This window comes from Rhodanobacter sp. T12-5, assembly GCF_008329435.1.
Taxonomy (GTDB): domain Bacteria; phylum Pseudomonadota; class Gammaproteobacteria; order Xanthomonadales; family Rhodanobacteraceae; genus Rhodanobacter.
This window is the reverse complement of record NZ_NPKN01000005.1, coordinates 83,977-104,302: the sequence shown is the minus strand read 5'-3', so window position 1 is coordinate 104,302 and position 20,326 is coordinate 83,977. Positions and strand designations below refer to the sequence as shown.

Here is a 20,326-nt window from a genome sequence, read left to right as displayed (position 1 = left end):
AGCTAGCTTGAAGCGATCCGCGGTCACCATGCAACAACCGCACGGTTTCGCTCGGGTCGACTCAGTCCGGCTGGCCGAAGCGCTCGCGCAGCGCCGCGCGGTAGCGCCGGCTGCAGGGAATCTTCACGCCGTCACGCATCTGCAGGCGCGCGTCGCCGGTCTCCAGCGGCTCGATCTCGGCGAGGTAGTCGAGGTTGACGAAGTAGCTGCGATGCACCCGCACGAAGCGCGCCGGATCCAGCCGATCCTCGATCCCGGCCATGGTGGCGCGCAGCGGGTAGTCGCGCCCGCGCACGTGCAGGTTCACGTAGTTGCCCGAGGCCTGCAGCCATTCGATCTCGCTGGCGTTGAGGAGGAACTCCTTGCCCAGTTTGCGCACCAGGAAGCGCTCCGGCCGCTCCACCGGCTCCACCGGCGCGCCTTCATCCGGCTCGGCCAGCAGCCGCGCTTCGCCCTGCTGGCGCAGCAGCCACAGCCGGTACAGCACCAGCACGCCGACGATCAGGAAATAAGTGCGGATGTCCTTCAGGTATTCGTAGCCGATGCCCGGCTCCCATCGACCGAAGTCGTAGTGGATGCCTGCGATGCGGTAGCCCAGCACGCGTAATGCGATCATGCCGGTGACGTGCACCAGGCAGAACGGCACGGTGGCGAGCAGGTGCCAGGGCAGGTTTCGGCGCCAAGTGTCGAAGCGGAACGGCCAGCGCCGCTCCACTGCCAGCACGGCGGGCACCAGCGCCAGAATCATCAGCGAGCTGGTCCACTCCCACAGCCACGGCTCCCAGGCGGCGACGCGGGCATGGTCGATCTGCGCGACCACGCTGTTGAAGACGGTGTTGAGGATGGCCAGCAGGACCCAGAAGGCGATCTCGGTGGGGCGCCGCCAGCGGTGGACATCGCGGTATTCGAGTCGGATGGCATGGCTCATTCGACGAATTCTACGCGACGGCGCACACCATTCGTCCCGGCTGCCCACGGCTCGTCCCCAGGCGCCCACGATCGGTCACACCAGCGATGCGAACCGCCGTCGCACGGCGTAGCGTGCGCCAATCACCGGAGAGATTGCGATGGAACGACGTGAACTGCTGAAGGCCGCCCTCACCCTGCCGCTGGTGCCGCTGCTGGCGCGCACCGCACGGGCCCTGCCCGCTTCCGTGGCCGGCGCGCTGCGCGCGCGGGTGCGACCGGGCCAGTTGGGTTGGCCGGCGCCGGCCGAATGGGAAGCCTTGCGCCGCGCGGTCGGCGGCCGACTGTTGCAACCGGTTTCACCCTTCGCCGAGGGCGCACCGGCCGCCGCCCGCGCGCACGCGCTCGAGCAACTGCGCAACCCTTTCGCGCTCGGCGACGACCCGGCGCTGACCCAGACCAGCGGCTGGGCCGATGCCTGGATTTCGCAGCCCAGCGCCTACGCCGTGGCAGCCGAATCGGCGGCCGACGTTGCCGCAGCGGTGGACTTCGCGCGCCGGCATCGCCTGCGGCTGGTGGTCAAGGGCGGCGGGCACAGCTACCAGGGTACTTCCGAGGCGCCCGATTCGCTGCTGATCTGGCCGCGCCATATGAACAAGGTGACCCTGCACGAAGGTTTCGTGCCGCAAGGCGGCGCGGGCAAGCTCGCGCCGCAGCCGGCGGTGAGCGTGCAAGCCGGCGCGATGTGGATCGACGTCTACCACGCGGTGACCACGCTCGGTGGCCGCTACGTGCAGGGCGGCGGCTGCACCACGGTGGGCGTCGCCGGGCTGGTGCAGAGTGGTGGCTTCGGCAGCTTCTCGAAGAACTTCGGCACCGCTTCGGCCAACCTGCTGGAGGCCGAGCTGGTCACCGCCGACGGTGCGGTACTCACTGTCAACGCGCACAGCCATCCGGAGCTGTTCTGGAGCCTCAAGGGCGGTGGCGGTGGCAGTCTCGGCGTGGTTACCCGGCTAACCCTGCGCACGTTCGAGCTGCCGCCCTTCTTCGGCGCGGTTTTCGGCACGATCAAGGCGTCATCCGACGCGGCCTACCGCGCACTGGTCGCGCGGGCGATGGTGTTCTACCGCGATGCGTTGTTCAACCGCCATTGGGGCGAACAGATGGGTTTCCGCCCGGACAACACCCTGTCAATCATGATGGTGTTCCAGGGCCTGACCCAGGCGCAGGCCGAACAGACGTGGGCGCCGTTCTTCGACTGGGTGCGCGCCCGCGGCGAGTACACGTTCGCTGAACCGCCGCGGACAATGGCAGTGCCGGCACGGCACTTCTGGGATGCGGACTTCTACCGCCAGCACGCACAGCAGCTGATGGTGCCCGACGACCGGCCCGGCACGCCGGACTACCACATGGTGTGGGCCGGCAACCGCGGTGAGGTCGGCTGGTTCATCCAGGCGTTCCAATCTGCCTGGCTGCCCGATGCGTTGCTCGCGCCGGGGCGGCAGGCGGCATTGGCTGACGCGTTGTTCGCCGCTTCGCGCCGGCACGGGTTCGAGCTGCACTTCAACAAGGGAATGGGCGGCGGCGAACCCGAAGCGATCGCGCGCACCCGCGACACCGCGATGAATCCACAGGTGACCGCCGCCTTTGCCCTGGCTATCTGCGCCAATGGCAGCGACCCGGCCTTCCCCGGCATGCCTGGCCCGAGACCCGACCTGGCGCAGGCGCGGCGGACGGCGACGGCAGTCGAGCGCGTGATGGAAGCACTGCGCACGGTGGCGCCGGACGCGGGCTCCTACGTCTCGGAGAGCGACTATTTCCTGCGCGACTGGCAGCATGGCTTTTGGGGCGCCAACTACGCCCGGCTTGCCCGTGCCAAGCGGCGCTACGATCCAGAGGGCCTTTTCTTCGTGCATCACGGCGTGGGCAGCGAAGGCTGGAGCGAGGACGGCTTCAGCCACCGCGCCGGTTAGGCGCGGCGACGCGTCTGAATCCGGGTGCTCGATGCCGGCGATCCGGTCGACAGGCATCGCCGTGTCGGTCGGAGGTGCCAGATGTTCCAGGTGCACCACACCGTTGATGCCCGCGTTGCCATCGCCGTCGTAAAACAGCTGCACGGCGGGCATTCGCCGACAACGCCTCGCAGTGAGTGCCGTCGATCAACGACATCCTGACCCGGTCGCCGTCGGGCAGTTCCTCATCCCAGGCGCCGTGCTGGGCGGGACTCGCCGGCTCGGCGATAATGCGGCCTCTGCGAGGACTCCCCCGTGTCGTCATCCCACTCGCCGCGATCCACCGGATCGCTGCTGCAGCACCGCGCCTTCGTCGCGTTCTGGTTCGCCCGCATCGCCTCCAGCTTCGGCTTCCAGATGCTGTCGGTGGCGGTCGGCTGGCAGATCTATGCAATCACCGGCCGCGCCTTCGATCTGGGCCTGATCGGCCTGGTGCAGTTCGTCCCGTCGGTGCTGCTGGCGTTGCCGGCCGGGCATGTCGCCGACCAGTTCGAGCGCCGCCGCATCGTGCTGTCGGGTCAGCTGCTGGAATGGATCGCGATCGCCGTGCTGGCCGGGTTGAGCCTGGCGCACGGCATCCACGAGGTCGGCATCCTGCTGCTGGTGTTCGTGATCGGCATCGCCAAGGCATTCGAGTTTCCGGCGTTGCAGTCGATGCTGCCGGCGCTGGTGCCGCCAGCGATCCTCCCGCGCGCGATGGCGGTGAACTCGTCGGCCGGCCAGGCGGCGATGATCATGGGCCCGGCGCTGGGTGGTTTCCTGTACGTGGCCGGGCCAGGCGTGGTGTACACGGCGTGTGCCGCGCTGTACCTGGTCTCGGTGCTGCTGATGGCTCGGCTGCGTTACGAACACGCGCCGCCGAAGCGCGAGCCGGCCACCTTGAAGACCGTGTTCGCCGGCGTGCATTTCATCCGCGCGCGCAAGGACGTGCTCGGCGTGATCTCGCTGGACCTGTTCGCCGTATTGCTCGGCGGCGCCACCGCGTTGCTGCCGATCTTCGCCAAGGACATCCTGCACACCGGCCCGTGGGGACTGGGCCTGCTGCGGGCGGCACCGGCCGCGGGTGCGCTGTTGATGTCGGTGTGGCTGGCGCGGCACGACATGCAGCGGCGCGTCGGCATGATCATGTTCGCCTCGGTGGCCGGCTTCGGCGTGGCCACGCTGGTGTTCGCGCTGTCGACCGCTCTGTGGCTGTCGCTGCTGGCGCTGTTCGCGCTGGGCGCGTTCGACATGGTCAGCATGGTGATCCGCGGTGCACTGGTGCAACTCGATACACCGGACGACATGCGCGGCCGGGTCAGCGCGGTCAACGCGATCTTCATCAACACCTCCAACCAGCTGGGCGAGTTCGAGTCAGGCATGCTGGCGGCGTGGCTGGGCGCGGTGGGCGCCACGGTGATCGGCGGCGTCGGCACGCTGGTCGTGGTCGGGCTGTGGATGGCGATGTTCCCGACCCTGCGCCGCCGCCAGCAGTTGCATGCGCAGGCCGCCGCGCGGGAAGAACCGGCAGTGGATATCCTTTGACGTTGCCCATGCAAGGAACCACCGCGTGATCACCACCTCGCCGACCGAGTTCCTCGAAGCCCTTGCCGCACTTGCACCACGGCCCGAGGCCGCCGCCACGGCGCGCGCCGCCTATCTGGTGGCACCGGCCGGGTTCACGCTGGCGGCGGAATCGGCGCGCGACAACCGCTACATGGACATGAGCCTCGCCGTCGATCCGCTGAAGGCGCTGGCCCAGCACAGCGCGCTGGCGCAGGCCTTGCGCGCGGACGTGCCGGTGATCACCTTCCCCGGCGATCCGGCGACGCCGGACGCGGTGTTTCCCAACAACGTGTTCGGCACCGCGCCGGGCCGGCTGGTGGTGGGCCGCATGAGGCACCCGGTGCGCCAGCGCGAGGCCGGACGCAGCGACATCCGCGCGTTCTTCGGCGACGTGCTGGGCTACGACGAGATCGACCTGTCCGGCTGCGATGACCTTGTCGCGGAACTGACCGGTTCGCTGATCATCGACCGCGCGCGTGGCGTCGGCTACTGCGGCCTCAGCGAACGCTGCGACATGGCCGGCGCGCAAGCGATGCACAAGGCGTTCGATCTGCGCCTGACGTACTGCTTCGAGCTTGCCGAGTCCGAGTATCACACCAACGTGGTGCTGACCCTGCTGGCCGGTCGCGCCGCGATCATCGCCGCCGACGGCTTCCGCGATCCGGCCGCGGTACAGGCGATCGCCACGGCTTGCGGCAACCGCGCGATCTGGCTGACGCCGGCGCAGAAACAGGCCTTCGCCGGCAACGCGATCACCCTGTCCGACGACCGCGTGTGGATGAGCGCCTGCGCTGCTGCCTCGCTGACCGACGAACAGCGCGCGGCGCTGGCCGGTTACGGCTTCGCGATCGGTGCGGTGGAACTGGGCGAGATCGAGAAGGCCGGCGGCAGCCTGCGCTGCTGCGTCGGCGAGATCTACTGATTCGCCCTCGGCGTTGCGCACGCCGGATCGGCGGAGTCCAACCTGCGTGTTCGGCAACGCCGACGGCCCGCCGCCGCCAGCATCCGGCCTTGTCCCGGCACGTCGCCTGACCGATACCCGCGATGCCGAGACCGTCTGGAAGCCGGCGGGCTACGACGTGCGCCGGGGCTGGTGCCCGGCCGCCTGCACGAGACCTGCCAGTGCTTCGCCGATCAGTCGACGCGACTGGAAGTGCGCGTGTTGATCAGGGCGTGAAATACGTCGTGGCTGCCGACGCGTTCGACGAACGCGGCGTGTCGGAGCTGTCGCGGGCGTCGACGCTCGAACCTTGGATCGGGCAATCACTCTGCACCACTCAAAAATCCTTCTGCACGCTCAGGAATACGCCGCGGCGAGGGCCGAATTGCGGGGCGCCGACGCCGATGCCGCTGCCGTCGCGCAGTTCATACGTGCGATCCAGCGCATTGATCAGCGCAAGCTGCGTATGCAGTTTGCCGAAGCGGTCGAACGCGAAATCGTGCGAGACGTTGAGGTTCAACTGGAAGTACGCCGGCAAGGATGCGCCGTTCGGCACCGCGCCGTCCTTGCGCAGGCCGCTGCCGAACAGGTAGTCGGCGCCGAGCCGAGTGCTGTCGTCCAGCGCGTAGCCGATGCCGCCGGACGAGGTCAGTTTCTGGTCATGGTCGAGGAAGATCCAGTGATCGTCGACGTAAGCCAGGTCGTCCGCCGCGAAGTTGTACTGGCTGGTGATGATGCGCTTGCCGATGGCCTTGCCGAGCGAGGCATTGAAGTACGCCGACAACGACCCCTGCGCGTAACTGGCGGTGAACTCCAGCCCCTTCACGCGACCGGCTTCGTAGTTGAAGGTGGAGTAGACCAGCGCCGAACCGAACTGGCCCTCGTCCTGCAGGCGCTGCACCTTGCGGTAGTAGGCGTCCACGCCGACGGTCCAGGACAAGCCGATGTTCCGCGAGATGCCGACATCGAAGTAATCCGAGCGTTCGGCCAGTGGCGTGTTGTTGCCGCTGTCCGTCACGGCATTGGTGGTGCCGTCGAATTTCGCGATGTTGGAGCTGGCGATCATCTCGGTCGCCGGCGGCGTGAAGTAGCGCGAGTAGCCGGCGTGCACGGTAGTGCTGTCGGTGGCCTGCCAGGCCAGGCCGAGGCGCGGGCTCAACTGGCTTTCGCTGCGCACCAACTGGTAGCGGTCGCCGCGCAGGCCGTAGTTCAGCGTCCAGTTCTCGCCGATGCTCCATTCGTCTTGCACGTAGGCCGACCAGGTCTTCGCGACGAGATGGCTGTCGTCGAGGATGTTGAGCGGCATGGTGCTGCTCTGCTCGCCATCGGCATTGGCCGGGAACACCCACGCGTCGTTGCCGCTGGCGGCGCGTTCGAAGCTGCCGTAGATGCCATAGCGCAAGGTATGGCTTTCGCCCAGCGGCGTGGCGAAATCGGCCTGCAGCGTGCTGGCGCGATTGCTGCGGCTGACGTCGGACGCGACGCCATTGAACATCAGCTCGCCGATCCGGTCCGGCGTGTAGGCGAGGCTGCTGTAGCGCTGGCCGAGGGACACCTGATAGTCGGTCGCGCCCAGCTTGCCCTGCAGGGACAACACGCCGAAGCGGGTGTTCTCGCGCTGGCGTTCGTCGAGGTTGGCGGAGTCGAAGTCGACCGTGTCGAGATAGCCGAATGCAGGCGTCTGGCCCGGATTGTTCGGGATCTGGAAGCGGTTGTTGGCGACGCCGAACAACAAGCTCAAGCGGGTGTCGTTGTCGATCAGGTAGCTGATGTCGCCAAAGCCCTTCACCTGGTTGGTGTGGTCGTGGATCGGCTTTTTGCTCGGCGTGGGGTTCTCGATGCCGGCATCGTTCTCCATGTAGTTAGCGGTGAGGAACCAGCTCCAGCGATCGTCGCTGCCCCAGACCGATGCGTTCGGGTTCAGCGTGCCGTTGCTGCCGCCGGTGATGCCCACGCTGCCGCCGTTGCCGAGCTCGTGACCGCTGCGCGTGGTGATGTCGACCACCGCCGCCGTGCGCAGGCCGTACTGCGCCGGCAGCGCGCCGTCGAGCAGCTTCACGTTGTCGATCGTGCGCGCATCGAGGCTCTGGCCGAAGCCGCCGATCGACTCGGGAATGATCACGCCGTTGATGCGGTACTGCAGGTTCGCGTGGTCGCCGCGCACGTGCAGGCCGCCGTAGGAATCCTGCACCACGCCCGGCGCCTGCAGCAGCACCTGGTTCATCGGCGTGGACGCGCCCAGCGGCAGTTGCGCGATCGCCTTGTGGTCGATCACGTACTGGCTGCTGCCGGTACCCGGCGACAGCGCATTGCGGGCCTGGTCCAGCCGCGCCGACACCGTCACGGCGTCGAGGTCCCGCACCATGGCGGGTTGGCCGTCCGGGGCGTTGGCGGGGATGTCCTCCGCGGGCGCGGTCATTGCCGGAGATGGGCCGGCGGCATGGGCGGCGGTTGTACCCAGCGAAAGGGCGAGGCTCAGGGCAAGCAGGGAAGGTTTCATCAGGGATCCGAGCAAGGGGCGGGGGGGATTTTGTAATGTTATAATATTACATTACGGACAACCACCGTCGCCTGCGCCAGAAGTCATGCCTCGCGAAGAATCGTCGCCGCGTCGCGCCGTCATCAGCCCCGCTTCACGCCGTGTCCCTAGACTGCAGTGATGCCCGCCTCACGGAGCCACGCATGACCCAGCACAGCCAGCAGGTGCCCGCCGTCAGCGCACCGGTCGAACACGGCCGGATCACTTCGGCGATCCTCGATTTCGTCAGCCAGGTGCCGGACAGCAAGGTCGGCAACAGCAAGGAGCCCGCCAGCGAGGCGCGCCGGCTGGCCAATCGCGCCGCCCAGCGCGCCGCGCTCACCGCCGGTTCGCTGGCCCTGCCACCGGGGCCGCTGGGCTGGCTGACCCTGTTGCCGGAATTGATCGCGATCTGGAAGATCCAGGGCCAGATGGTCAGCGACATCGCCGCCGCCTACGGTCGCCATGCCACGCTGGGGCGCGAACAGATGATGTGGTGCCTGTTCCGGCACACCGCGGCGCAGGCGTTTCGCGATCTGGTGGTGCGCATGGGCGACCGGCTGGTGTTCCGGCGGATGTCCCACAGCGTCGCGCAACGCGTGGCGAAACGGGTCGGCGTCAAGCTGACCCAGCGCACGTTGAACAAGGGCATCTCGCGCTGGTTGCCGGTGATCGGCGCGCTCGGCGTCGGCGCGTACGCGTATTACGACACCGGGCAAGTGGCGAGCACCGCGATCGAGATGTTCGAAGGGGAGATCGCCATTGAGGGCGACGACGAAACCCCGAAGCCGGAGCGACAGGCCGAGCCACGCCGCCGCATGGCGGACAGCCTGATCGAGAAGGCCGTGGCCGGCGCCGCACGCAAGGTGGCCGGCACGGCGCGCAAGGCTGCCGCCAGAAAGCCGCGCAAGCCGAAAACGGACTAGCTCCGGCCATGCCGGCGGATGACGCCGGTGCCGCTTTGCGGCAAGCTGCATGCTGGATATTCGCCGGAGCCGCCGCATGCCGCCACGCCACGATCGCCCCGTCGCGCTGATCACCGGCGCCGGCCGCCGCGTCGGCGCGGTGATCGCACGCACGCTGCACGCGGCCGGCTACGACCTGGCGCTGCACTATCGCCATTCCGCCGATGACGCCCGCGCGCTGGCCGACGAACTGGAACGGCAACGCGGCGGCAGCACCTTGCTGCTGCAGGCGGAACTCGCCGAGCTGCCGGCGTTGCCGGCGATGATCGAACGCTTGCTGGCGCACTACGGCCGGCTCGACGCGCTGGTCAACAACGCCTCGGCATTCTTCCCCACGCCATTGGGCACGGCGACCCCGCAGCAATGGAACGAGCTGTTCGCCTCCAACGCGCAGGCGCCGTTCTTTCTCAGCCAGGCGGCGATCCCGGCCTTGCGCGAAGCACGCGGCGGCATCGTCAACCTGATCGACATCTACGCCGAACGGCCGCTGGCGGAACACGCCGTGTATTGCATGGCCAAGGCCGCGAACGCCGCGATGACCCGCTCGCTGGCGCTGGAGCTGGGCCCGGAGATCCGCGTCAACGGCGTGGCGCCGGGTGCGGTGATGTGGCCGAGCGACGGCAAGCCGTACGACGACCAGCAGGCGATGCTGTCGCGCACGCCGCTGCAGCGTGCCGGTACGCCGGAGGACGTGGCCGGCGCGGTGCTGTGGCTGCTGCGCGATGCGCCGTTCGTGACCGGACAGATTGTTCGCGTCGACGGTGGGCGCACGCTGTCGGTGTGAGTTTCTGCGGCTATTTCTTCTTCGGCGCGAACGCCTGCTGCAACAAAGCCTGGTCGAATCCGACGCTGGCTTCGCCGGATTCCGCGTAGCGGTACAGCGCGGCCGAGTAGATGCCCTGCAACGACGCCTGCACCAGGCCGAGCAGGACGAATCCCGTCACGACGATCACCGCAGCCACCACGATCGCGACGACCGATTGCATCGCCACCGCACCGCCGATCAGGACGGCACCGACCAGCACCGCCAGCACCATCAGCAAGCCGAACACGATGCCGATGCCGCCGTTGCCGATCAGGTTCTCGCCCCAGCTGCGCTTGAGCAGCGCGACGCTTTCCTTCACCGCATCGATCGGCCCCACGTCCTTGCTGACCAGCACCGGCACCACCAGGAAGGTCGCCACCGTCCAGGCCAGTCCGATGAAACCGACCACCAGCCGGCCGAGCAGGCCGAGGCGCTCCTGGATCATTCGCAACACCAGCCCGACGGTGGCCGCGATCAGCGCATAGCCGAGGATTTGCGGCAGCCTTGCGCGGGCCAGCGCAAAGCCGGCAGCCACGCTGGTCGGCTCGCCGCGCAAGTGCATCAAGGCCACGCCGGTCAGCGCGGTCTGGAAGAAGATGATCACGAAGTACTGCACCAGGTAGAAGCCGAACATCAGCAGGTACGCACCCGCCGACATGCCTTCCTCGACGCGCGCCCCGGCGTGCCCGTCGCCGAACGCCATCAGGCCGACCGGAATCAGGAAACTGGCCGCCACCAGCAGCGTGCACAGACCCGACAGCAACGGAAACACCAGCAACGACTTGTCCGAACGCAGCACCGCCGCGCTCGCCTTCATCAACGCCCAACTGCGTGCAAATTTCCCGGCCATGCGTGCCCCCTCGTCCGTGGATCGTGAATACCTTTCTAGCACCCGCCGTGCGGCCGCGACAGTGCGCCTTGCTCAGCCGGCCAGGGGCTCGACCTGCAAGGGTTCGCGCTGCGGCGGAAACGCCGCCCACAACTCGGCCATGCTCAGCCCGCTGACCGGGTGCCGGAACGCCGGCGCGATATCGGCGATCGGTCGCAACACGAACGCGTGCTGCAGTTCCTTGCGCGGGATCTGCAGATGACCCGGGCCGTCGAGCACCAGCGCGTCGTAGAACACGATGTCGACATCCAGCGTGCGATCGGAATAGCGCGGCACGTCGCGGCGGCGGCCGTGGCGGTCCTCCAGCGCGTGCAGCCAGTCATTCAATGCCTCGGGCGCCAGGTCGGTATCCAGCCCTACCGCCAGGTTGACGAAGTCCGCACCCTCGAAACCCACCGACCGGCTGCGGTAGGCCGGCGACACGCTGAGTTCGCCGAAACGCTCGCGCAGTTCGCCGATCGCCGCCGGCAGGTAGCGTTGCGGTTCGAGGTTGGAGCCCAGGCTCAGGTAGACGCGTGCCACGTGGTCAGGCCTCGACGAGGTCGTGGGCCTTGCGGCCGGTGAGCGATGTTGCTCCCTGCCCGGCCTGCGCCGCCAGCCCCGCGCGCACGTCCTGCCCCGACGGCTGCTGGTAAAGCGCCAGGCCGAACTCCGGCAGCAGGGCGAACAGGTGGTCGAAGATGTCGGCGTGGATGCCTTCGTACTCGGCCCATTCCACCGTCGCGGTGAAGCAATACAGCTCCAGCGGAATGCCCTGCGCGCCGCTGGCCAGCTGGCGCACCATGCAGCTCAGGCCATGATGGATCTGCGGATGGCCGTCCAGATAGGCCTGCACGTAGGCGCGGAAGGTGCCCAGGTTGGTCAGCCGGCGGCGGTTGGCGGGCACCGCGGCCGCGTCGCCCTGCGCCTGGTTCCATTGCGCCAGGTCGCGCTCCTTGGTCGACAGGTAGTCGGCCAGCAGGCGCAGCGAGGACAACCGGCGCAGCTCAGCCTCGCCCAGGAAATGCACGCTGGCTGCATCGATCTGCAGCGCGCGCTTGATCCGCCGCCCGCCGGTTTCCTGCATGCCGCGCCAGTTCTTGTACGAGTCGGAGATCAGCCGCCAGCTTGGGATGCTGGTGATGGTCTTGTCCCAGTTGCGCACCTTGACCGTGTGCAGCGCGATGTCGATCACGTCGCCGTCGGCATTGAGCTGCGGCATCTCGATCCAGTCGCCGACCCTGAGCATGTCGTTCGACGACAGCTGCACGCCGGCGACGAAACCCAGGATGGTGTCCTTGAAGATCAGCATCAACACCGCCGACATCGCGCCCAGGCCGGACAGCAGCAGGCCGATGTGCTTGCCGGTGACCGCCGCAATGATGATCAGCGCAGCGGCGACGAACAGGCCGAGCTTGATCAACTGCACCATGCCCTTGATCGAGCGCTGCTGGCCGCGCGGCGTCTGCCGGTACATGTCCTCGGCCGCCGACAGCGCCGCACTGATCGCCATCACCACGAAGAACACCAGCAGCGCCGTCGTCAGGTTGCCGACCAGCGCCTCGGTGCCCGCCGGCACACCCGGTACCAGCACGATGCCGTACTGCACCAGCAGCGCCGGCACCGACCTGGCCAGCCAGCGGAAGGTGCCGTACTTGCACAGCGCATCGTCCCAGTGCGTGGCGGTGCGACGGGTGATCCCGCGCACCAGCCGCAGCAGCAGACGCCGCATCAGTTGCCCGGCCAGCCAGGCCAGTGCCAGCAGCGCCAGCACGCCCAGCACGCTGCGCGTCCAGGGAAGGTCCATCAGGTGCTGCAGGGTTTGCATCGGCTCGTTCCTGTCGGCTCGGGACCCGCGCAATGGACAGCGGGCACGGATCGGGGCGGCATGAACCGCAAGAGATTCTCGACTGTCCGGTCAGGATGGGGACACGGCGCCGGCGGCACAACCACCGTCGGCGCGGAACATGGCGCCGCTATTGCGGCCGCACGCCACGCTCGATGCACACGCCGACCGCCTTCGCGCCGCGCACCGCGCCCGGCTTGGACAGCTTCAGGCGCACCCAGCGCACACCGAATTCCTCGCGGATGATCGCCGCGCAGCGCTCGGCCAGCGTTTCGACCAGGCCGAAGCTCGACGCACCCACGTAGTCGATCAGGCGCTTCGACACGTCCTTGTAGTTCAGCGTGAGCGCGATGTCGTCCGTTGCCGCCGGCACGGTGTTGTCGAACGCCATCTCGATATCGAACGACAGCGTCTGCCGCACGCGACGCTCCCAGTCGTAGATGCCGATGACGGCATCGATGCGCAGGTCTTCGATGAAAACGGTATCCATGGCGATTCACTGTGGCAATAGCCATACAGGGTCGGGCAGCCGGCGGCCGGATGCAAGTACGGGGTTGCTCGCGAAAGCCACCGCAGCGAACGCATCGCATAGATGCGATCATGTCGCATGGCCAAGTTCGACACGCTTCCGCTCAAACCCGCACTGCTCGCCAGCGTGGAAACGCTCGGCTACGCGGAAATGACCCCGGTGCAGGCGCAGAGCCTGCCGCCGATGCTGGAAGGCCGCGACGTGATCGCGCAGGCTCAGACCGGCAGCGGCAAGACCGCGGCGTTCGGGCTGAGCCTGCTGCAGTCGCTGGACGTGGACACGATCCGGCTGCAGGCACTGGTGCTGTGCCCCACGCGCGAGCTGGCCGACCAGGTCAGCAAGGCGATCCGCAAGCTCGCCGCAAACATCCCGAACGTGAAGTTGCTGACCCTGTGCGGCGGCATGCCGCTGGGGCCGCAGCTGGCCTCGCTGACGCACGATCCGCACATCGTCGTGGGCACGCCCGGCCGCGTGCAGGAACACCTGAAGCGGCAAAGCCTGCACGGCGGCGGCATCAAGGTACTGGTGCTGGACGAGGCCGACCGCATGCTCGACATGGGCTTCTCCGAGGCGATCGACGACATCATCGGGCGCATCGCGAAACACCATCAGACCTTGCTGTTTTCGGCCACCTATCCGGACGAGATCCGCGCGGTGAGCGAGCGCGTGCAAAAGGATCCGGTGGTGGTCACGGTGGAAGCGCCGGCCGAGCAGAGGCCGGCTATCGAGCAGCAGTTCATCGAGGTGGAGCCCGCCCGGAAGCCCGATGCGCTGGCACAGCTGCTGGCCGGCGAACGTGGCCAGCACGCGCTGGTGTTCTGCAACATGCGCCGCGAAGTGGATGCGGTGGCACAGGAGCTCGACCGCCGCGGCTTCTCCGCGCTGGCCCTGCACGGCGACATGGAACAACGCGACCGCGACGAGGTGCTGGTGCGCTTCGCCAACCGCAGCTGCAACGTGCTGGTGGCCACCGATGTGGCCGCGCGCGGGCTCGACATCGTGGCGCTGCCGCTGGTGGTGAGCTACGACATCGCACACGACCCGGAAACCCACACCCACCGCATCGGCCGCACCGGCCGCGCCGGCGAATCGGGTCTGGCAATCACCTTGTGCACGCCGCGCGAGCAGCCGAAGGCCGCCAACATCGAGGAACTCAACGGGACGCCGTTGCCGTGGCGACCGCTGAAGGTCACACCCGCACGGGGCAAGACCCTGCACCTCGCACCGATGAAAACGCTGGTGATCGACGCCGGCCGGCAGGACAAGCTGCGTCCGGGCGACATCCTCGGCGCGCTCACCGGCGATGCCGGGCTCGATGCGAAAGACATCGGCAAGATCGACGTGTTCGCCACCCGCGCCTATGTGGCGATCAGCCGCGCGCTGGCCAACAAGGCACTGGAGCGGCTGCGCGCCGGCAAGATCAAGGGCCGCAATTTTCGCGTGCGGCCACTGGCCTGACCGGCGCGCTGCCACAACGTTTCCTGCTGCGAGAAACCGACCGATGATCCGATTGCCCGGCCCGTACTCGATTTTCGCGCTCGCCCTGCTGCTCGTCAGCGGCGTCGCCCAGTCCGCCGCAGCCATCCCGGTGTACGGCTACAAGATCGTGCACACCTACCCGCATGACACCAGCGCCTACACCGAAGGCTTGTTCTACAAGGACGGCTACCTTTACGAGAGCACCGGCGAAGTCGGCCAGTCGACGCTGCGCAAGGTCGAGCTGAAGACCGGCAAGGCCGTGCTGCGCCACGACCTGCCGGCACACTATTTCGGCGAGGGCATCGTGGACTGGAAGGGCCGGCTGGTGCAGCTCACCTGGAAGAGCCAGACCGGCTTCGTCTACGACCTGGCGAGTTTCAAATTGCAGCGCACGTTCGGCTATCCCGGTGAAGGCTGGGCACTGACCCGCGACGACCGCCAGCTCTACATGAGCGACGGCACCGCGGTGCTGCGCGTGCTGGATCCGGAAACGCTGGCCACGACCCGGCGCATCACGGTGACGGCCGATGGCGTGCCGGTCACCAACCTCAACGAGCTGGAGTGGATCAAGGGCGAGATCTACGCGAACGTGTGGCTGACCAACCGCATCGCGAGGATCGATCCGGTCAGCGGCCACGTCGTCGGCTGGATCGATCTCGATGGCCTGCTCGATATCAGCCAGTTGCCCGAACCCGGCAACGACGTGCTCAACGGCATCGCCTACGACGCGGCACACCAGCGGCTGTTCGTCACCGGCAAGCACTGGCCGAAGCTGTTCGAGATCACCCTGGTCGAGCGGCCAGCCCGGTAGATCCCGGGCTGGCCCGAACGAAGCTCGCGGCGCACTCCCGGCGCGATCTTCTTCGCAAGTGTCGTCGAGGAGAGAACAAGTGCCTCACAAGATCGAGTATCTGGCGACTGCCGATCCCGCGTTCGACGCCATGCGCCGGCAACGCGGCACCACTGGCCGAGGTCGAGTCGATTACGCGTCCGGACCCAGACCTGTCGCGCCGCCATCGACGCCCAGCCAGCGCGCTGCGCCACGACCGGCGATCCGTCCACTGGCGAAGCAGGCAGTGAGCAGATAGCCGCCTGTCGGCGCTTCCCAGTCCAGCATCTCGCCGGCGCAGAACACGCCGGGACGCGCACGCAACATGAGGTGTTCATCCAGCACCTCCAGCCGGACACCACCGGCCGTGCTGATCGCCTCGGCGATCGGCCGTGGCCCGCGCAGCCGCAACGCCAAGGCCTTCAGCTGCGCGGCCAGCGCGAGCGGATCGGCCAGCGTGGCCTTGTCGGTGAGTTCGAACACCAGCGCGCATTTGGCCGCGTCCAGTCCGGCACGACGGCGCAGCCAGTCACCGATGCTGTGTTTGCCCCGCGCTGCGGCAAGGCGCTCGGCCAGTACCGGCTGGCTGTAGCCCGGCACCAGGTCCAACTTCAGCGTGGCCGCGCCACACGCGGCGATCTGCTCGCGCAGTTCGGCACCGATCGCGTAGATCAGGCTTCCCTCGATGCCGTATTCACTGAGCACGAATTCGCCCTGGCGCGAATGCGCCACGCCGTTGCGGTCGATCCATTGCGCGACCACCGGTTTCAGCGGTGCGCCGCCAAAGCGGCTGGACAGATGTTCGCTCCACGCGAGTTCGAACCCGCAATTGGCCGGCTGCAGCGGCGCGATGTCGACCCCGGCCTGCTGCAATGGCGACAGCCATGCCGCATCGGACCCCAGTTGTGGCCAGCTGGCACCGCCGAGCGCCAGGACTGTCGCGTCGGCCGACACCTCGCGCTCGCCATCCGGCGTGGCGAAGCGCAGCGCACCGTGCGCCTGCCAGCCAAGCCAGCGATGATGCATATGGAACACCACACCCGACTCACGCAGGCGACGCAGCCAGCCTCGCAGCAACGGCGCCGCCTTCAGGTCGGTCGGGAACACCCGCCCGGAACTCCCGGCGAAAGTCTCCACGCCCAGTCCACGCGCCCACGCACGCAATGCGTCCGCGTCGAAGGCATCGAGCCAGCGACCGACCTCCACCCGGCGTGCACCGTAGCGTTCGACAAAGCGGGCCGCCGGCTCGCCGTGGGTGAGGTTGAGCCCGCCCTTCCCGGCCAGCAGAAATTTTCGTCCGACCGAGCCCATTGCGTCGTACAGATCCACAGCCATGCCCGACGCACGCGCCACCTCGGCGGCCATCAACCCTGCAGGGCCGCCGCCGATGATTGCCAGTCGCGGGATGGGCGTCGGAGTCATTCGTGCATGGTCGCATGCCGCATGGACGGAATGAACCGATCGACGGCTGCGTGCGACGTGAACGAGCCACCCGGTTGGCCTCGTCAACAAGGGCAGGAAACGAAGAAGTGATGGTGAAGCGTCGACAGAAGAGCCTCCGCTCTGCGACGCCACGTCGATATTCCCAACGCGCAGGACCGAGGGCAGCCAATTTAGCCGAGCGACTGCTGGCAGCTCGCTGTTTCGCTCGTCATCCCGCGAGAAAACCCGACCACGTTTTCTGCCGCAATTCACAGAAATGCACAGTCAGATCTTGCGGATTATCGCCGGACAGCACCCGCGTATCGCAATAATTTACGCCATTCCTGCCCGACCAAATTATCACGTTGAAAAATGATGCAATTCGCGATTTCCGCAACATGGAAACCACCGCCATTATTCCGTTGATAATACATATCCGCATATTATTTATTGCGTACGCAAATACCCGCACCGACCGAAATATTGCCGCAAGGGACTGCACCAGAACCGCCACGTCCGGCGCTTTTTTCGGCGACCGCAGGGCATCGGAACTCCGCAAGAAATCGCCCACCATCAGGGCGCGTAAACCTCGCCCAATAAACACCACGACGGTCGACGGCGTCGGGCGGCAGCCTTCGAGAAGGGCGGTCGTGGTTTTCCGGAAAACGATCCGCGAATCGCAGGTAATTACGATTTCGGCAATGCGAATTTTTTCGTCCCGAATACGATGCCCACTGGACGGCACCGGAAAAAATCCTATTGACGCTTTTCGGCGGCAAACCCTACCGTCAACCGGTTCGTCAATTGGGAGCTTGACGAATGATCCGGTGACAACGCCATGCCATTACGGCGTTGATTGAAATACAAAACCGCGCGCCGCCTCTTGAGGGAATTCATTGGGGGAGGAACGGCCGCAGTGCGCACGGGATCGCCAGGCAATTCATAAAGACCATGGTGTCGTGTCTGTCCACGCCGCCTTATTCATGAAGTCCAGGTGGCTTCATTGGGTTCGTTCGCCTCAAAAAAACTTCGGGAGTTACAAATGCCAAGTCATTTTCGTCTCAAGTTGCTCGTGGCCGCCATCGGCGTGGCCGCCGCGGCCACGGTCAGCGCGGCGCCGGCCAGCAATGCCGTTACCGGCAACGCATTCGTCGCGCTGGCGCAGCACGCTGCGCAGTTGCGCCAGGGTGATGTCGTCAGCGGAGCGCTGGCGACATCGCAACCGATCCATATCGAGGTTGCGCTGAAGTTGCGCAATCCGGCTCAGCTGCACACCTTCCTGGCGACCGCCAAGACCTCGACGCTGTCGATGGTGCAGCACAAGATGTCGACGCAGCAGTTCGTGGCCGCCTATTCGCCCACATCGGATCAGGCGAACAAGGTCGCCGCGTGGCTGAAGGCCGCCGGTTTCACCAACGTCACGATCGCGCCGAACCGCATGATGATCTCGGCCGACGGCCGCGCGGATACCGCGCATGCCGCGTTCAAGACCTCGTTCGTCAAGGTCAGGACCAAGGAAGGCCGCAACGCCTTCATGAACACCAGCGGCGTGCAGATTCCGGCCGCACTGCAGGACAGCGTGCTGTCGGTGATCGGCCTGCAGAGCGTGCACCAGGCGCACACCTTCGCCAAGCCGATGCAGGCTGGCTACACCACCCAGGCGGTGACCGGCCACAACCCGACCGAGTTCTCCTCGATCTACGGCGGCAACGGCGTGACCACGGCGGCCGGCGTCCCGGTGGGCATCGTCACCCAGGGCAAGATCACCCAGACCATCACCGACCTGAACACGTTCACCTCGCAGAACGGCCTGGCCACGGTCACCACGCAGACCATCAACACCAATGGCACCAGCACCGATACCAGCGGCCTGGGCGAATGGAGCCTGGACAGCCAGGACATCGTCGGCATGGCCGGCGGCCAGGTCGGCAGCCTGATCTTCTACAACATTCCGACCCTGTCCAACGCCAACCTCACCGCCGACTTCAACACCATCGTCAACGCCAACGCCACCAAGATCATCAACGTCTCGCTGGGCGAGTGCGAGACCAGCGCGCAGAGCGACGGCTCGGCCGCAGCGCAGGATCAGATCTTCCAGCAGGCGGTGGCGCAAGGGCAGACCTTCTCCATTTCCACCGGCGACTCCGGCGCCGACGAGTGCGGCGACGGCGGTGTCACGCCGAGCTGGCCGGCCGCGTCGCAGTACGTGGTGGCGGTGGGCGGCACCACACTGAATGCCTCCACCACCACCTGGAGCAGCGCCACCGTGTGGACCAGCGGCGGCGGCAGTTCCAGCACCTTCGAGCCGCAGCCAAGCTGGCAGAACGGCGTGGCCCCGGGCAGCAAGCGCGGCCTGCCGGACATCGCCTATGACGCCGACCCCAACTCGGGCTCGAAGATCATCGTCAGCGGCGCCACCCAGCAATACGGCGGCACCAGCCTGTCCGCTCCGTTGTTTGCCGGCGCCTGGGCGCGCGTCATCGCGATCAAGGGTTCCAACGTCGGCTTTGCCGCACCGCTGTTGTACCAACTGCCGGCGTCCGACTTCCACGACATCACCTCGGGCAACAACGGCGGCGAGACCGCCAGCGCCGGCTACGACCTGGCCACCGGTCGCGGCGAACTGATCATCAGCGGTGCCGCCAACGACATCGGTGGCGGTTCGCCGCCGGCCAACGTGCCGCCGGTCGCCAACTTCAGCGACAGCGCGAGCAACCTGATGGTCAACTTCACCGACAGCTCCACCGACAGCGACGGCAGCATCGCCTCGCGCTCGTGGAACTTCGGTGACGGCAGCACCTCGACCGCGACCAACCCGAGCCACACCTACGCCGCTGCCGGCACCTACAGCGTCTCGCTGACGGTGACCGACAACGACGGCGCGACCAACACCAAGACGCAGTCGGTGACGGTCACCGCTGCCGGCGGTGGCGGTGGCAACGTGCTGCAGAACGGCGTGGCGTTGACCGGCCAGTCCGGCGCGACGAATGCGCAGCTGTTCTACACGGTGGTGATCCCGGCCGGCGCCAGCAACCTGGTGATCTCCGAGTCCGGCGGCACCGGCGATGCCGATTTGTACACGAAGTTCGGCTCCGCCCCGACCCTGTCCAGCTACGACTGCCGCCCGTACATCACCGGCAACAACGAGAGCTGCACCGTGGCTTCGCCGCAGGCCGGTACGTACTACGTGATGCTGAACGGCTACACCGCGTTCTCCGGCGTCAGCGTCAAGGCGACCTGGAGCACTGGCGGTGGTGGCGGCGGCAACGTGCTGCAGAACGGCGTGCCGGTGTCCGGCCTGAGTGCGACCAAGGGCAACGCCGTGTACTACACGATGGTCGTGCCGACCGGGGCCAGCAACCTCAACATCAAGATCGCCGGCGGCACCGGCGACGCCGACCTGTACGTCAAGCTCGGTTCGACACCGACCACCAGCAGCTACGACTGCCGTCCGTACATAGCGGGCAACAGCGAGAGCTGCACCGCGTCGGCACCGACCCCGGGCACCTACTACGTCATGGTGCGCGCCTACAGCAGCTACAGCGGCGTCACGCTGACCGGCAGCTACACGCCATAAGGAAAAGGCAATACGCCACAGGACGGCGCGCACGGACGCGCGCCAGCGGCCCTCTTGATGTCGGCCGCCACGGATGGATACTCGG

At 67.1% G+C, this 20,326-nt stretch carries 16 protein-coding genes; 8 read left to right on the top strand and 8 right to left on the bottom strand.

Annotated features, from left to right (window positions below; genetic code table 11):
- Positions 1-61 precede the first annotated feature (61 nt).
- Positions 62-928, bottom strand: a complete 867-nt coding sequence (locus CIW53_RS11535; protein WP_149364873.1) for a LytTR family DNA-binding domain-containing protein — start codon at positions 926-928, stop codon at positions 62-64.
- Between the two features lie 139 nt (positions 929-1,067).
- On the opposite strand from CIW53_RS11535, the gene CIW53_RS11530 reads away from it, so the two are divergent.
- The 3 genes from CIW53_RS11530 to CIW53_RS11520 all read left to right on the top strand — a co-directional run bounded on the left by CIW53_RS11530 (position 1,068) and on the right by CIW53_RS11520 (position 5,385).
- Positions 1,068-2,879, top strand: coding sequence for an FAD-binding protein (locus CIW53_RS11530; protein ID WP_149364872.1), 1,812 nt, complete (start codon positions 1,068-1,070; stop codon positions 2,877-2,879).
- 294 nt (positions 2,880-3,173) lie between these two features.
- Positions 3,174-4,442, top strand: coding sequence for an MFS transporter (locus CIW53_RS11525; protein ID WP_149364871.1), 1,269 nt, complete (start codon positions 3,174-3,176; stop codon positions 4,440-4,442).
- Positions 4,443-4,467: 25 nt separating this feature from the next.
- Positions 4,468-5,385 (top strand): arginine deiminase-related protein, encoded by a 918-nt coding sequence (locus CIW53_RS11520; RefSeq protein WP_149364870.1) that lies wholly within the window; start codon positions 4,468-4,470, stop codon positions 5,383-5,385.
- A gap of 355 nt (positions 5,386-5,740) precedes the next feature.
- Here CIW53_RS11520 and CIW53_RS11515 read toward each other — a convergent pair whose 3' ends face one another.
- Entirely contained in the window at positions 5,741-7,903 is a 2,163-nt protein-coding gene (locus CIW53_RS11515) for a TonB-dependent receptor (RefSeq protein ID WP_149364869.1), read from the bottom strand.
- 182 nt (positions 7,904-8,085) lie between these two features.
- On the opposite strand from CIW53_RS11515, the gene CIW53_RS11510 reads away from it, so the two are divergent.
- Positions 8,086-8,847, top strand: a complete 762-nt coding sequence (locus tag CIW53_RS11510) for a hypothetical protein (RefSeq protein WP_149364868.1) — start codon at positions 8,086-8,088, stop codon at positions 8,845-8,847.
- 76 nt (positions 8,848-8,923) lie between these two features.
- Complete coding sequence (locus tag CIW53_RS11505) at positions 8,924-9,670, top strand: pteridine reductase (protein WP_149364867.1); 747 nt, start codon at positions 8,924-8,926, stop codon at positions 9,668-9,670.
- Positions 9,671-9,680: 10 nt separating this feature from the next.
- Here the strand turns inward: CIW53_RS11505 and CIW53_RS11500 are convergent, their stop codons facing one another.
- The 4 genes from CIW53_RS11500 to folB all read right to left on the bottom strand — a co-directional run bounded on the left by CIW53_RS11500 (position 9,681) and on the right by folB (position 12,895).
- Positions 9,681-10,541 (bottom strand): DUF6159 family protein, encoded by an 861-nt coding sequence (locus tag CIW53_RS11500; protein WP_149364866.1) that lies wholly within the window; start codon positions 10,539-10,541, stop codon positions 9,681-9,683.
- 72 nt (positions 10,542-10,613) lie between these two features.
- A complete protein-coding gene (gene folK, locus CIW53_RS11495) occupies positions 10,614-11,102 on the bottom strand; it encodes a 2-amino-4-hydroxy-6-hydroxymethyldihydropteridine diphosphokinase (RefSeq protein WP_149364865.1) in 489 nt (162 codons plus the stop codon).
- A 4-nt stretch (positions 11,103-11,106) separates the two neighbouring features.
- Positions 11,107-12,387 carry a mechanosensitive ion channel family protein gene (locus tag CIW53_RS11490; protein ID WP_149364864.1) on the bottom strand — a complete coding sequence of 427 codons (1,281 nt, stop codon included), beginning with the start codon at positions 12,385-12,387 and terminating at the stop codon, positions 11,107-11,109.
- A gap of 148 nt (positions 12,388-12,535) precedes the next feature.
- The gene (folB, locus tag CIW53_RS11485) at positions 12,536-12,895 is read right to left on the bottom strand and encodes a dihydroneopterin aldolase (RefSeq protein WP_149364863.1); all 360 of its coding nucleotides are present in this window, start codon (positions 12,893-12,895) and stop codon (positions 12,536-12,538) included.
- A 117-nt stretch (positions 12,896-13,012) separates the two neighbouring features.
- Here folB and dbpA point away from each other — a divergent pair, with 117 nt between their 5' ends.
- Positions 13,013-14,392, top strand: a complete 1,380-nt coding sequence (gene dbpA / locus CIW53_RS11480) for an ATP-dependent RNA helicase DbpA (RefSeq protein ID WP_149364862.1) — start codon at positions 13,013-13,015, stop codon at positions 14,390-14,392.
- Positions 14,393-14,435: 43 nt separating this feature from the next.
- Positions 14,436-15,224, top strand: a complete 789-nt coding sequence (locus CIW53_RS11475) for a glutaminyl-peptide cyclotransferase (protein WP_172969647.1) — start codon at positions 14,436-14,438, stop codon at positions 15,222-15,224.
- Positions 15,225-15,395: 171 nt separating this feature from the next.
- Here the strand turns inward: CIW53_RS11475 and CIW53_RS11470 are convergent, their stop codons facing one another.
- Complete coding sequence (locus CIW53_RS11470; RefSeq protein ID WP_149364861.1) at positions 15,396-16,664, bottom strand: TIGR03862 family flavoprotein; 1,269 nt, start codon at positions 16,662-16,664, stop codon at positions 15,396-15,398.
- A gap of 229 nt (positions 16,665-16,893) precedes the next feature.
- Complete coding sequence (locus tag CIW53_RS11465; protein WP_149364860.1) at positions 16,894-17,409, bottom strand: hypothetical protein; 516 nt, start codon at positions 17,407-17,409, stop codon at positions 16,894-16,896.
- 297 nt (positions 17,410-17,706) lie between these two features.
- On the opposite strand from CIW53_RS11465, the gene CIW53_RS11460 reads away from it, so the two are divergent.
- Positions 17,707-20,241: a pre-peptidase C-terminal domain-containing protein gene (locus CIW53_RS11460; protein WP_149364859.1), complete on the top strand. Its 2,535-nt coding sequence runs from the start codon at positions 17,707-17,709 to the stop codon at positions 20,239-20,241.
- Positions 20,242-20,326: the final 85 nt, after the last annotated feature.